The sequence below is a fragment of the Escherichia sp. 93.0816 genome (assembly GCF_013368855.2).
GTDB classification, from domain to species: Bacteria; Pseudomonadota; Gammaproteobacteria; order Enterobacterales; family Enterobacteriaceae; genus Escherichia; species Escherichia ruysiae.
On the sequence record NZ_JABWNC020000016.1, the window covers coordinates 74,842 to 87,954 of the forward strand.

Sequence of the window (13,113 nt, forward strand, 5' to 3'; positions counted from 1 at the left end):
ATGCGGCCTTGTTTAATCATCATCTACCACAGAGGAACATGTATGGGTGGTATCAGTATTTGGCAGTTATTGATTATTGCCGTCATCGTTGTACTGCTTTTTGGCACCAAAAAGCTCGGCTCCATCGGTTCCGATCTTGGTGCATCAATTAAAGGCTTTAAAAAAGCAATGAGCGATGATGAACCAAAGCAGGATAAAACCAGTCAGGATGCTGATTTTACTGCAAAAACTATCGCCGATAAGCAGGCGGATACGAATCAGGAACAGGCTAAAACAGAAGACGCGAAGCGCCACGATAAAGAGCAGGTGTAATCCGTGTTTGATATCGGTTTTAGCGAACTGCTATTGGTGTTCATCATCGGCCTCGTCGTTCTGGGGCCGCAACGACTGCCTGTGGCGGTAAAAACGGTAGCGGGCTGGATTCGCGCGTTGCGTTCACTGGCGACAACGGTGCAGAACGAACTGACCCAGGAGTTAAAACTCCAGGAGTTTCAGGACAGCCTGAAAAAGGTTGAAAAGGCAAGCCTGACCAACCTGACGCCTGAACTGAAAGCGTCAATGGATGAACTGCGCCAGGCTGCAGAATCGATGAAGCGTTCCTATGTTGCAAACGATCCTGAAAAGGCGAGCGATGAAGCGCACACCATCCATAACCCGGTGGTGAAAGATAATGAAGCTGCGCATGAGGGAGTAACCCCTGCCGCTGCACAAACGCAGGCCAGTTCGCCGGAACAGAAGCCAGAAACCACGCCAGAGCCGGTGGTAAAACCTGCTGCGGACGCTGAGCCGAAAACCGCTGCACCTTCCCCTTCGTCGAGTGATAAACCGTAAACATGTCTGTAGAAGATACTCAACCGCTTATCACGCATCTGATTGAGCTGCGTAAGCGTCTGCTGAACTGCATTATCGCGGTGATCGTGATATTCCTGTGCCTGGTCTATTTCGCCAATGACATCTATCACCTGGTATCCGCGCCGTTGATCAAGCAATTGCCGCAAGGTTCAACGATGATCGCCACCGATGTGGCCTCGCCGTTTTTTACGCCGATCAAGCTGACCTTTATGGTATCGCTGATTCTGTCAGCGCCGGTGATTCTCTATCAGGTGTGGGCGTTTATCGCCCCAGCGTTGTATAAGCACGAACGTCGCCTGGTGGTGCCTCTGCTGGTTTCCAGCTCTTTGCTGTTTTATATCGGCATGGCGTTCGCCTACTTCGTGGTCTTTCCACTGGCATTTGGCTTCCTCGCCAATACCGCGCCGGAAGGGGTACAGGTGTCCACCGACATCGCCAGCTACTTAAGCTTCGTTATGGCGTTGTTTATGGCGTTTGGTGTTTCGTTTGAAGTGCCGGTTGCCATTGTGCTGCTGTGCTGGATGGGGATCACCTCGCCAGAAGACTTACGCAAAAAGCGCCCGTATGTGCTGGTTGGTGCATTCGTCGTTGGGATGCTGCTGACGCCGCCGGATGTCTTCTCGCAAACGCTGCTGGCGATTCCGATGTACTGCCTGTTTGAAATCGGTGTCTTCTTCTCCCGCTTTTACGTTGGTAAAGGCCGAAACCGGGAAGAAGAAAACGACGCTGAAAGCGAAAAAACTGAAGAATAAATTCAACCGCCCGTCAGGGCGGTTGTCATATGGAGTGCAGGATGTTTGATATCGGCGTTAATTTGACCAGTTCACAATTTGCGAAAGATCGTGATGATATTGTAGCGCGCGCTTTTGCTGCGGGAGTTGATGGACTACTCATCACCGGTACTAACCTGCGAGAAAGCCAGCAGGCGCAAAAACTGGCGCGTCAGTATCCGCACTGTTGGTCAACGGCGGGCGTGCATCCTCATGACAGCAGCCAGTGGCAAGCTGCGACCGAAGAAGCAATTATTGAACTGGCCGCGCTGCCAGAAGTAGTGGCGATTGGTGAGTGTGGTCTCGACTTTAACCGCAACTTTTCTACGCCGGAAGAGCAGGAACGCGCTTTTGTTTCCCAGCTACGTATTGCCGCAGAATTAAACATGCCGGTATTTATGCACTGTCGCGATGCCCACGAGCGGTTTATGACATTGCTGGAGCCGTGGCTGGATAAACTTCCTGGTGCGGTTCTTCATTGCTTTACCGGCACACGCGAAGAGATGCAGGCGTGCGTGGCGCGTGGAATTTATATCGGCATTACAGGTTGGGTTTGCGATGAACGACGAGGGCAGGAATTGCGTGATCTGTTGCCACTTATTCCTGCGGAGAAATTGCTGATCGAAACCGATGCGCCGTATTTGCTCCCGCGCGATCTCACGCCAAAGCCATCGTCACGGCGTAACGAGCCTGCGTATCTGCCCCATATTCTGCAACGTATTGCATACTGGCGAGGGGAGGATGCTGCGTGGCTGGCGGCCACCACAGATGCCAATGTCAAAACGCTGTTTGGGATTGCGTTCTAGAGTTTGCGGAACTCAGTGTTCTTCACGCTGTGCTTAATTTCTTTATTGATAAGATTAAGCAATAGCATGGAGCGTGCCTCGCCGTCGGGTTCGGTGAAAATGGCCTGAAAACCTTCGAATGCGCCTTCGGTAATAATCACCTTATCACCTGGATATGGCGTTGCCGGATCGACAATGTCTTCCGGTTTATACACTGACAGCTGATGAATCACAGCCGATGGGACTATCGCTGGCGATGCACCAAAGCGCACGAAGTGGCTGACACCACGTGTGGCGTTGATGGTAGTGGTATGAATCACTTCTGGATCAAATTCCACAAACAGGTAGTTGGGGAACAACGGCTCACTGACTGCGGTACGTTTGCCACGCACGATTTTTTCCAGGGTGATCATCGGTGCCAGGCAATTAACGGCCTGTCTTTCGAGGTGTTCCTGGGCACGTTGAAGTTGCCCGCGCTTGCAGTACAGTAAATACCAGGATTGCATAATGACTCTTATCCGTTTAATCGGGGCGCAAGAATAGCAAAAGCGATGCGTTAAGTTAATTATATTCCCCGGTTTGCGTTATAGCGCCTGAGTTCACGCTAATTTAACAAATTTACAGCATCGCGAAGATGAACGCCGTATAATGGGCGCAGATTAAGAGGCTACAATGGACGCCATGAAATATAACGATTTACGCGACTTCCTGACTCTGCTTGAACAGCAGGGTGAGCTAAAACGTATCACGCTCCCGGTGGATCCGCATCTGGAAATCACTGAAATTGCTGACCGCACATTGCGTGCCGGTGGGCCTGCGCTGTTGTTCGAAAATCCTAAAGGGTACTCGATGCCGGTGCTGTGCAACCTGTTCGGTACGCCGAAGCGCGTGGCGATGGGCATGGGGCAGGAAGATGTTTCGGCGCTACGTGAAGTCGGTAAATTATTAGCGTTTCTGAAAGAGCCGGAGCCGCCAAAAGGTTTCCGCGACCTGTTTGATAAGCTGCCGCAGTTTAAGCAGGTGTTGAATATGCCGACGAAACGGTTACGTGGTGCGCCTTGTCAGCAAAAAATCGTCTCCGGCGAGGACGTCGATCTTAACCGTATTCCTATTATGACCTGCTGGCCGGAAGATGCCGCGCCGCTGATTACCTGGGGATTGACCGTAACGCGTGGCCCGCACAAAGAGCGGCAGAATCTTGGCATTTATCGCCAGCAGTTGATTGGTAAAAACAAGCTGATTATGCGCTGGTTGTCGCATCGCGGCGGCGCGCTGGATTATCAGGAGTGGTGCGCGGCGCATCCGGGCGAACGTTTCCCGGTTTCTGTGGCGCTGGGTGCTGATCCCGCCACAATTCTCGGTGCAGTCACGCCCGTTCCAGATACGCTTTCAGAGTATGCATTTGCCGGATTACTACGCGGCACCAAAACCGAAGTGGTGAAGTGTATCTCCAATGACCTTGAAGTGCCCGCCAGTGCGGAAATTGTGCTGGAAGGGTATATCGAACAAGGCGAAACGGCGCCAGAAGGGCCGTATGGCGACCACACCGGTTACTATAACGAAGTCGATAGTTTCCCGGTATTTACCGTGACGCATATTACTCAGCGTGAAGATGCGATTTACCACTCCACCTATACTGGTCGTCCGCCGGATGAACCTGCGGTACTGGGTGTGGCGTTGAACGAAGTGTTCGTGCCAATTCTGCAAAAACAGTTCCCGGAAATTGTCGATTTTTACCTGCCGCCGGAAGGCTGTTCCTATCGTCTGGCGGTAGTGACAATCAAAAAACAGTACGCCGGGCACGCGAAGCGCGTCATGATGGGCGTCTGGTCGTTCTTACGCCAGTTTATGTACACCAAATTTGTGATCGTTTGCGATGATGACGTCAACGCACGCGACTGGAATGATGTGATTTGGGCGATTGCTACCCGTATGGACCCGGCGCGGGATACCGTTCTGGTAGAAAATACACCCATTGATTATCTGGATTTTGCCTCGCCTGTTTCCGGGCTGGGTTCAAAAATGGGGCTGGATGCCACGAATAAATGGCCGGGGGAAACCCAGCGCGAGTGGGGGCGTCCTATCAAAAAAGATCCGGACGTTGTCGCGCGTATTGACGCAATCTGGGATGAGCTGGCTATTTTTAACAACGGTAAAAGCGCCTGAGGCGCGTTTGTATTGCCCTATTTATCGATCCGACAGAGAAAGCGCATGACAACCTTAAGCTGTAAAGTGACCTCGGTAGAAGCTATCACGGATACCGTATATCGTGTCCGCATCGTGCCAGACGCGGCCTTTTCTTTTCGTGCTGGTCAGTATTTGATGGTAGTGATGGATGAGCGCGATAAACGCCCGTTCTCAATGGCCTCGACGCCGGATGAACAAGGTTTCATTGAGCTGCATATTGGCGCTTCTGAAATCAACCTTTACGCGAAAGCAGTCATGGATCGCATCCTCAAAGATCATCAAATCGTGGTCGATATTCCGCACGGTGATGCGTGGCTGCGCGATGATGAAGAGCGTCCGATGATTCTGATTGCGGGCGGCACCGGGTTCTCTTATGCCCGTTCGATTTTGCTGACGGCGCTGGCGCGTAATCCCAATCGTGATATCACTATTTACTGGGGCGGGCGTGAAGAGCAGCACCTTTATGATCTTTCCGAACTTGAGGCGCTTTCGCTTAAGCATCCTGGTCTGCAAGTGGTGCCGGTGGTTGAACAACCGGAAGCGGGCTGGCGTGGCCGTACTGGCACGGTTTTAACAGCGGTGTTGCAGGATCACGGTACGCTGGCAGAGCATGATATCTACATTGCCGGGCGTTTTGAGATGGCAAAAATCGCCCGTGACCTGTTTTGCAGTGAGCGTAATGCGCGGGAAGACCGCCTGTTTGGCGATGCGTTTGCGTTTATCTAAGCCATAAAAAAACCCGCCCCTGACAGGCGGGAAGAACGGCAACTAAAACTTTATCAGTGGCATTACATCTACGTCGCATCCGGCAAACAATGCCCGATGCGACGCTGTCGCGTCTTATCGTGCCTACAAATAGTTCTGAACCGTAGGCCGAATGAGGCGTTTACGCCGCATCCGGCAAGTGGTTAAACCCGCTCAAACACTGTCGCAATGCCCTGACCCAGACCGATACACATCGTCGCCAGACCAAACTGGACGTCTTTGCGTTCCATCAGATTCAGCAGCGTGGTGCTGATACGCGCACCGGAACAACCCAGCGGATGACCCAGCGCGATCGCGCCACCGTTGAGGTTGATCTTCTCGTCAATTTGCTCCATTAACCCGAGATCTTTAATACATGGCAGGATCTGCGCAGCAAAGGCTTCATTCATTTCAAACACGCCGATGTCGCTGGCAGAAAGTCCCGCTTTTTTCAACGCCAGCTTAGAGGCCGGAACCGGGCCGTAACCCATAATCGATGGGTCACAACCAACGACCGCCATCGAACGCACACGGGCGCGCGGCTTAAGACCTAATTCACGGGCGCGGCTTTCACTCATCACCAGCATGGCGGCGGCACCATCGGAGAGGGCAGAAGACGTACCCGCAGTCACCGTACCGCTGACTGGATCGAACGCCGGACGCAGCGTGGCGAGGGCTTCCACGGTAGTTTCCGGTCGAATCACTTCGTCATAATTAAACTGCTTCAGGACGCCGTCGACATCGTGACCACCGGTCGGGATGATTTCATTTTTAAATGCGCCCGACTGTGTGGCGGCCCAGGCGCGAGCGTGTGATCGCGCGGCAAAGGCATCCTGCATTTCACGGCTGATACCGTGCATACGCGCCAGCATTTCTGCCGTTAAGCCCATCATGCCCGCCGCTTTGGCGACATTACGGCTAAGACCGGGGTGAAAATCGACACCGTGAGTCATCGGCACATGGCCCATATGTTCCACGCCGCCTACCAGACATGCCTGTGCATCACCGGTCATGATCATCCGTGCTGCGTCATGCAATGCCTGCATGGATGAACCACACAAGCGATTGACGGTCACCGCAGGGACAGAGTGCGGCACTTCTGCCAGCAGCGCAGCGTTACGGGCGATATTAAAACCCTGCTCCAGCGTTTGCTGCACACACCCCCAGTAAATATCGTCGAGGGCAGCCGCTTCCAGCGCCGGATTACGCGCCAGCAGGCTACGCATTAAATGAGCGGAGAGATCTTCCGCGCGCACGTTACGAAAAGCACCGCCCTTCGAACGGCCCATCGGGGTGCGAATTGCATCGACAATGACAACCTGTTCCATTGTGACTCCTTAAGCCGTTTTCAGGTCGCCAACCGGACGGGCTGGCTCAACCGGGGGATAGTACGGTTCGTTATGACGTGCTTTATTACGCAGACCTTCCGGCACTTCATACAGCGGGCCGAGGTGCTGATACTGCTGTGCCATATCGAGATATTTCGCGCTGCCGAGGGTGTCGAGCCAGCGGAACGCGCCGCCGTGGAACGGAGGGAAGCCCAGGCCGTAGACCAGCGCCATATCCGCTTCTGCCGGAGTGGCGATAATGCCCTCTTCCAGACAGCGGACCACTTCGTTGACCATCGGGATCATCATGCGGGCGATAATCTCTTCCTCGCTGAAATCGCGCTTCGGCTGGCTGACTTCTGCCAGCAGGCCGTCAACGGCGGCATCTTCTTCTTTCTTCGGCTTGCCTTTGCTGTCTTCTTTATAACGCCAGAAACCGAGGCCGTTCTTCTGACCAAAGCGGTTGGCATCAAACAGCGCGTCGATGGCGTCGCGATAATCTTTCTGCATCCGCTGCGGGAAGCCTGCTGCCATCACGGCCTGGGCGTGATGCGCGGTATCAATCCCCACGACATCCAGCAGATATGCCGGACCCATCGGCCAGCCAAACTGTTTTTCCATCACTTTGTCGATCTTGCGGAAGTCCGCGCCGTCGCGAAGCAACTGGCTGAATCCGGCGAAGTAGGGGAACAGGACGCGGTTAACGAAGAAGCCGGGGCAGTCGCTCACCACAATCGGCGTCTTGCCCATCTTGCTTGCCCAGGCGACGACTTTCGCGATGGTTTCGTCGGAGCTTTTCTCGCCGCGAATAATTTCCACCAACGGCATCCGGTGCACCGGGTTAAAGAAGTGCATCCCGCAGAAGTTTTCCGGGCGTTCCAGCGCGTTGGCCAGTTCGCTGATAGGAATGGTTGAAGTATTAGAAGCCAGCACGGTATCCGGGCGAACTTTCTGCTCGGTTTCTGCCAGCACGGCTTTTTTCACTTTCGGGTTTTCAACAACCGCTTCTACCACAACATCCACACGGTCAAACCCGGCGTAGTCGAGCGTTGGGTGGATCGTGGAGATCACGCCAGCCAGTTTCAGACCATCGATCTTGCCGCGCTCAAGCTGCTTGTTCAGCAGTTTCGCGGCTTCGGTCATGCCGAGGGTTAACGACTTGTCGTTGATATCTTTCATGACAACCGGCACGCCCTTCCACGCGGACTGGTAAGCGATACCGCCGCCCATAATGCCTGCGCCCAGCACGGCAGCTTGTTTCGGCGTTTCAACGTTTTTGGTGAGTTTCTTCGCTTTGCCTTTTACATATTGATCGTTAAGGAAAATGCCGACCAGTGCGCGAGCTTCGTTGGTATGCGCCAGCGGGACAAAGCTTTTGTTTTCCAGGTTTAAGGCTTCTTCACGACCAAAACGGGCAGCCGCTTCAATAGTTTTTACTGCGGTGATGGGGGCCGGATAATGTTTCCCCGCCGTTTGCGCGACCATCCCTTTAGCGATGGTGAAGCTCATGGTGGCTTCAATCTTGCTCAGTTTTAGCGGTTCCAGCTTCGGCTGACGTTTTGCTTTCCAGTCGAGGTCGCCGTTAATGGCCTGGCGTAAAATCGCCATTGCGCCTTCAAGTAGTTTTTCTGCTTTGACTACGCCATCCACCAGACCGATTTTCAGCGCCTGATCCGCGCCGACATCTTTACCGGCGGCAATGATTTCCAGCGCACTGTCAGCGCCCAGCATACGTGGCATACGCACGGAGCCGCCAAAGCCCGGCATGATGCCCAGTTTGGTTTCCGGCAGACCGATACGCAGATCCGGCGTCGCCAGACGATAATCGGTCGCCAGCACGCATTCGCAGCCACCGCCCAGCGCATAGCCGTTGACGGCAGCAATGGTCGGCACCGGCAGATCTTCCAGGCGATTAAACACGCTATTGGCAAAGTGCAGCCACTGGCTTAGCTGTTCTTCGGGAACGAGGAACAGGGACAAAAATTCGGTGATATCAGCACCGACGATAAAGGCTGCTTTGTTCGAACGCAGCAGCAGCCCTTTTAAATCTGATTGCTGTTCCAGCACGCCGATGGCCTCGCCGAGGCTGGCGACGGTCGCAGTGTCGAGTTTATTAACTGAACCTGGGGCATCAAATACCAGTTCGGCAATGCCATCTTCCAGCCAGTCAAGGTACAGGGTGTCGCCTTTGTAAAGCATGTCAGTCTCCTGAATCCGCAAGGTGATCTGGTCGTACCAGATGAAATGGAGTGTGTATTTTGTGTTAAAAATATGCAAACAAAAGATTAAAGAAATGCCGATTCGATCACGCTCGGCAGAAATCACGCTCTGTATTAACGTTGTGCTAAGATGCGGAGACTTAAGGTCAAAAAAACAGAAGGGTAAAAAATGGAATCACTGGCCTCGCTCTATAAAAATCATATAGCTACCTTACAGGAACGGACTCGCGATGCACTGGCGCGCTTCAAGCTGGATGCATTACTTATTCACTCCGGCGAGCTGTTCAACGTTTTTCTCGACGATCATCCCTATCCGTTTAAAGTGAACCCGCAATTCAAAGCGTGGGTGCCGGTAACTCAGGTGCCAAACTGCTGGCTGCTGGTGGATGGCGTGAACAAGCCGAAACTGTGGTTTTATCTGCCGGTTGATTACTGGCACAACGTCGAACCTTTGCCGACCTCTTTCTGGACTGAGGATGTGGAAGTGATCGCGCTGCCGAAAGCCGATGGCATTGGTAGCCTGCTGCCCGCTGCGCGCGGCAATATTGGCTATATTGGCCCAGTGCCGGAACGTGCGCTGCAACTGGGCATTGAGGCCAGTAATATCAACCCGAAAGGGGTGATCGACTACCTGCATTACTACCGCTCCTTCAAAACCGAGTACGAACTGGCCTGTATGCGTGAAGCGCAGAAAATGGCAGTCAACGGTCATCGCGCGGCAGAAGAAGCCTTCCGTTCTGGCATGAGCGAGTTCGATATCAATATTGCCTATCTGACTGCGACTGGTCATCGTGATACCGACGTGCCTTACAGCAACATTGTGGCGCTTAACGAACATGCTGCGGTGCTGCATTACACCAAACTGGATCATCAGGCGCCGGAAGAGATGCGCAGCTTCCTGCTGGATGCCGGGGCAGAATATAACGGCTATGCGGCTGACCTGACCCGTACCTGGTCGGCAAAAAGCGACAACGACTACGCACAGTTGGTGAAAGACGTTAATGATGAACAACTGGCGCTGATCGCCACCATGAAAGCGGGCGTCAGCTATGTGGATTACCACATCCAGTTCCATCAGCGCATCGCCAAACTGCTGCGTAAACATCAAATCATCACCGATATGAGTGAAGAAGCGATGGTCGAAAACGATCTCACCGGACCGTTTATGCCGCACGGTATCGGCCATCCGCTGGGCCTGCAGGTGCATGACGTAGCCGGTTTTATGCAGGATGATAGCGGTACGCACCTCGCGGCACCGGCAAAATATCCGTACCTGCGCTGCACCCGTATTCTCCAGCCAGGCATGGTGTTAACCATCGAACCGGGTATCTACTTCATCGAATCGCTGCTGGCGCCGTGGCGTGAAGGTCAGTTCAGTAAACACTTCAACTGGCAGAAAATTGAAGCACTGAAACCGTTCGGCGGCATTCGTATCGAAGACAACGTGGTGATCCACGAAAACAACGTGGAAAACATGACCCGGGATCTGAAACTGGCGTGATGGAAAGCTGGTTAATCCCTGCGGCACCGGTCACGGTTGTTGAAGAGATCAAAAAAAGCCGCTTCATTACGCTGTTGGCACATACCGATGGCGTCGAGGCGGCGAAAGCGTTTGTTGAATCGGTGCGGGCAGAGCACCCCGATGCCCGCCACCATTGCGTGGCGTGGGTGGCGGGTGCGCCTGACGATTCTCAACAGCTGGGTTTTTCTGACGACGGGGAGCCGGCGGGAACGGCAGGTAAACCGATGCTCGCCCAGCTAATGGGTAGCGGCGTCGGGGAAATTACCGCTGTGGTGGTGCGCTACTACGGCGGCATATTGCTTGGCACCGGTGGGTTAGTGAAAGCGTATGGCGGCGGCGTTAATCAGGCGCTGCGCCAGCTAACGACCCAACGCAAGACGCCATTAACCGAATATACTTTGCAATGTGAATATAGTCAGTTAACCGGCATTGAAGCGTTGCTGGGGCAGTGTGACGGCAAAATTATCAACAGTGATTATCAGGCATTCGTTCTGCTGCGGGTGGCGCTTCCGGCGGCGAAAGTGGCTGAATTTTCCGCAAAGCTGGCGGATTTTAGCCGTGGTTCATTGCAATTGTTAGCGATTGAAGAATAATCCCCACTTCGTTTTGCAGAACTAAGGAAGCGGCAGAGATGCATTTTCGCGCCATTACCCGAATCGTTGGACTACTGGTCATCTTATTTTCAGGGACCATGATTATCCCTGGGCTGGTAGCACTCATCTACCGGGATGGAGCGGGCCGCGCTTTTACCCAGACCTTTTTTGTCGCCCTCGCCATTGGCTCTATGCTTTGGTGGCCGAACCGCAAAGAGAAGGGCGAACTGAAATCCCGTGAGGGGTTTCTGATAGTGGTGCTGTTCTGGACCGTGCTGGGTAGCGTCGGTGCGCTCCCTTTTATCTTCTCGGAAAGCCCGAACCTCACGATTACCGATGCGTTTTTTGAATCTTTCTCAGGCCTGACTACCACGGGGGCCACTACGCTGGTGGGGCTGGATTCACTTCCTCATGCGATTCTTTTTTATCGCCAGATGCTGCAATGGTTTGGCGGGATGGGGATCATCGTGCTGGCAGTCGCGATACTACCTATCCTCGGCGTTGGTGGGATGCAGCTCTATCGCGCGGAAATGCCCGGCCCGCTGAAAGATAACAAAATGCGCCCGCGTATTGCGGAAACGGCGAAAACCTTGTGGCTGATTTATGTCTTGCTGACCGTCGCCTGTGCGCTGGCGCTGTGGTTTGCCGGAATGAATGCCTTTGATGCCATCGGTCATAGCTTCGCGACAATCGCCATTGGCGGTTTCTCAACCCATGATGCCAGCGTTGGCTATTTCGATAGCCCGACAATTAACACTATCATTGCTATCTTCCTGCTGATCTCCGGCTGTAACTATGGTCTGCACTTCTCGCTGCTAAGTGGGCGTAGTCTGAAGGTTTACTGGCGCGATCCGGAATTTCGCATGTTTATCGGCGTACAGTTTACGCTGGTGGTTATTTGTACACTCGTACTGTGGTTTCATAATGTCTACAGTTCGGCGCTGATGACGATTAACCAAGCGTTTTTCCAGGTGGTGTCGATGGCGACAACCGCTGGGTTTACGACTGACAGCATTGCCCGCTGGCCGCTCTTTTTGCCGGTACTGCTGTTATGTTCAGCTTTTATCGGCGGTTGCGCCGGGTCAACGGGCGGTGGCCTGAAAGTGATCCGCATCTTGCTGTTGTTCAAACAGGGGAACCGTGAGCTGAAACGACTGGTGCATCCTAACGCCGTCTACAGCATTAAGTTGGGGAACCGCGCACTGCCGGAACGTATCCTCGAGGCTGTATGGGGATTTTTCTCGGCCTATGCGTTGGTATTTATTGTCAGTATGTTGGCGATTATCGCTACTGGCGTGGATGACTTTTCTGCCTTTGCTTCGGTTGTGGCGACATTGAATAATCTGGGGCCGGGGCTTGGCGTGGTTGCTGATAACTTTACCAGCATGAACCCGGTGGCTAAATGGATCCTGATTGCCAATATGTTGTTTGGTCGTCTCGAGGTGTTTACATTGCTGGTGCTCTTTACCCCGACTTTCTGGCGTGAATGATGGAGTAATACGTGAAAACATTAATTCTTTTCTCAACAAGGGACGGACAAACGCGCGAGATTGCCTCCTACCTGGCTTCGGAATTGAAAGAACTGGGGATACAGGCGGATGTCGCTAATGTGCACCGCATTGAAGAGCCACAGTGGGAAAACTACGATCGCGTGGTCATTGGCGCGTCTATTCGCTACGGTCACTACCATTCTGCGTTCCAGGAATTTGTCAAAAAACATGCGACGCAGCTGAACTCAATGCCGAGCGCCTTTTACTCCGTAAACCTGGTGGCGCGTAAACCGGAGAAGCGTACTGTGCAGACTAATAGCTACGCGCGGAAGTTTCTGATGAACTCACAATGGCGTCCCGATCGCTGTGCAGTCATTGCCGGGGCGCTGCGTTATCCCCGCTATCGTTGGTACGACCGCTTTATGATCAAGCTCATCATGAAGATGTCAGGCGGTGAAACGGATACGCGCAAAGAAGTTGTCTATACCGATTGGGAGCAAGTGGCGAATTTCGCCCGGGAAATTGCCCATTTAACCGACAAACCGACGCTGAAATAAGCATAAAGAATAAAAAACGCGCATTCGGAAAATTATTTTAAATTTCCTCTTGTCAGCTCAGAATAA

The 13,113-nt window shown here is 53.3% G+C and carries 13 protein-coding genes; 10 read left to right on the plus strand and 3 right to left on the minus strand.

Annotated features, from left to right (window positions below):
• The first annotated feature begins 42 nt into the window (after window positions 1–42).
• From tatA to tatD, 4 genes are read left to right on the plus strand one after another with little or no spacing between them, the layout of a single operon-like run.
• Window positions 43–312, plus strand: coding sequence for a Sec-independent protein translocase subunit TatA (gene tatA, locus HEM79_RS16290; RefSeq protein ID WP_001295260.1), 270 nt, complete (start codon window positions 43–45; stop codon window positions 310–312).
• Between the two features lie 3 nt (window positions 313–315).
• Entirely contained in the window at window positions 316–831 is a 516-nt protein-coding gene (tatB, locus tag HEM79_RS16295; RefSeq protein WP_000459594.1) for a Sec-independent protein translocase protein TatB, read from the plus strand.
• A 2-nt stretch (window positions 832–833) separates the two neighbouring features.
• A complete protein-coding gene (gene tatC, locus HEM79_RS16300; RefSeq protein WP_000109945.1) occupies window positions 834–1,604 on the plus strand; it encodes a Sec-independent protein translocase subunit TatC in 771 nt (256 codons plus the stop codon).
• A gap of 41 nt (window positions 1,605–1,645) precedes the next feature.
• Window positions 1,646–2,428 carry a 3'-5' ssDNA/RNA exonuclease TatD gene (gene tatD / locus HEM79_RS16305; protein WP_176242865.1) on the plus strand — a complete coding sequence of 261 codons (783 nt, stop codon included), beginning with the start codon at window positions 1,646–1,648 and terminating at the stop codon, window positions 2,426–2,428.
• On the opposite strand, the gene rfaH is transcribed toward tatD, so the two are convergent.
• Entirely contained in the window at window positions 2,425–2,913 is a 489-nt protein-coding gene (gene rfaH, locus HEM79_RS16310; protein WP_001192392.1) for a transcription/translation regulatory transformer protein RfaH, read from the minus strand. The genes tatD and rfaH overlap by 4 nt on opposite strands.
• A gap of 166 nt (window positions 2,914–3,079) precedes the next feature.
• Here rfaH and ubiD point away from each other — a divergent pair, with 166 nt between their 5' ends.
• A complete protein-coding gene (gene ubiD, locus HEM79_RS16315) occupies window positions 3,080–4,573 on the plus strand; it encodes a 4-hydroxy-3-polyprenylbenzoate decarboxylase (protein WP_176242866.1) in 1,494 nt (497 codons plus the stop codon).
• A 45-nt stretch (window positions 4,574–4,618) separates the two neighbouring features.
• Window positions 4,619–5,320, plus strand: a complete 702-nt coding sequence (gene fre / locus HEM79_RS16320; RefSeq protein ID WP_176242867.1) for an NAD(P)H-flavin reductase — start codon at window positions 4,619–4,621, stop codon at window positions 5,318–5,320.
• A gap of 182 nt (window positions 5,321–5,502) precedes the next feature.
• Here fre and fadA read toward each other — a convergent pair whose 3' ends face one another.
• Both fadA and fadB read right to left on the minus strand, forming a co-directional pair.
• Window positions 5,503–6,666: an acetyl-CoA C-acyltransferase FadA gene (fadA, locus tag HEM79_RS16325; protein ID WP_176242868.1), complete on the minus strand. Its 1,164-nt coding sequence runs from the start codon at window positions 6,664–6,666 to the stop codon at window positions 5,503–5,505.
• A gap of 9 nt (window positions 6,667–6,675) precedes the next feature.
• Window positions 6,676–8,865, minus strand: a complete 2,190-nt coding sequence (gene fadB, locus HEM79_RS16330; protein WP_176242869.1) for a fatty acid oxidation complex subunit alpha FadB — start codon at window positions 8,863–8,865, stop codon at window positions 6,676–6,678.
• A 189-nt stretch (window positions 8,866–9,054) separates the two neighbouring features.
• Here fadB and pepQ point away from each other — a divergent pair, with 189 nt between their 5' ends.
• From pepQ to hemG, 4 genes are read left to right on the plus strand one after another with little or no spacing between them, the layout of a single operon-like run.
• The gene (pepQ, locus tag HEM79_RS16335; RefSeq protein WP_000444561.1) at window positions 9,055–10,386 is read left to right on the plus strand and encodes a Xaa-Pro dipeptidase; all 1,332 of its coding nucleotides are present in this window, start codon (window positions 9,055–9,057) and stop codon (window positions 10,384–10,386) included.
• Complete coding sequence (locus tag HEM79_RS16340; protein WP_001295262.1) at window positions 10,386–11,000, plus strand: IMPACT family protein; 615 nt, start codon at window positions 10,386–10,388, stop codon at window positions 10,998–11,000. Before pepQ ends, HEM79_RS16340 begins: the two co-directional genes overlap by 1 nt.
• A gap of 38 nt (window positions 11,001–11,038) precedes the next feature.
• Window positions 11,039–12,490, plus strand: a complete 1,452-nt coding sequence (gene trkH / locus HEM79_RS16345) for a Trk system potassium transporter TrkH (RefSeq protein WP_000545681.1) — start codon at window positions 11,039–11,041, stop codon at window positions 12,488–12,490.
• Window positions 12,491–12,501: 11 nt separating this feature from the next.
• The gene (hemG, locus tag HEM79_RS16350; protein ID WP_000853955.1) at window positions 12,502–13,047 is read left to right on the plus strand and encodes a menaquinone-dependent protoporphyrinogen IX dehydrogenase; all 546 of its coding nucleotides are present in this window, start codon (window positions 12,502–12,504) and stop codon (window positions 13,045–13,047) included.
• Window positions 13,048–13,113: the final 66 nt, after the last annotated feature.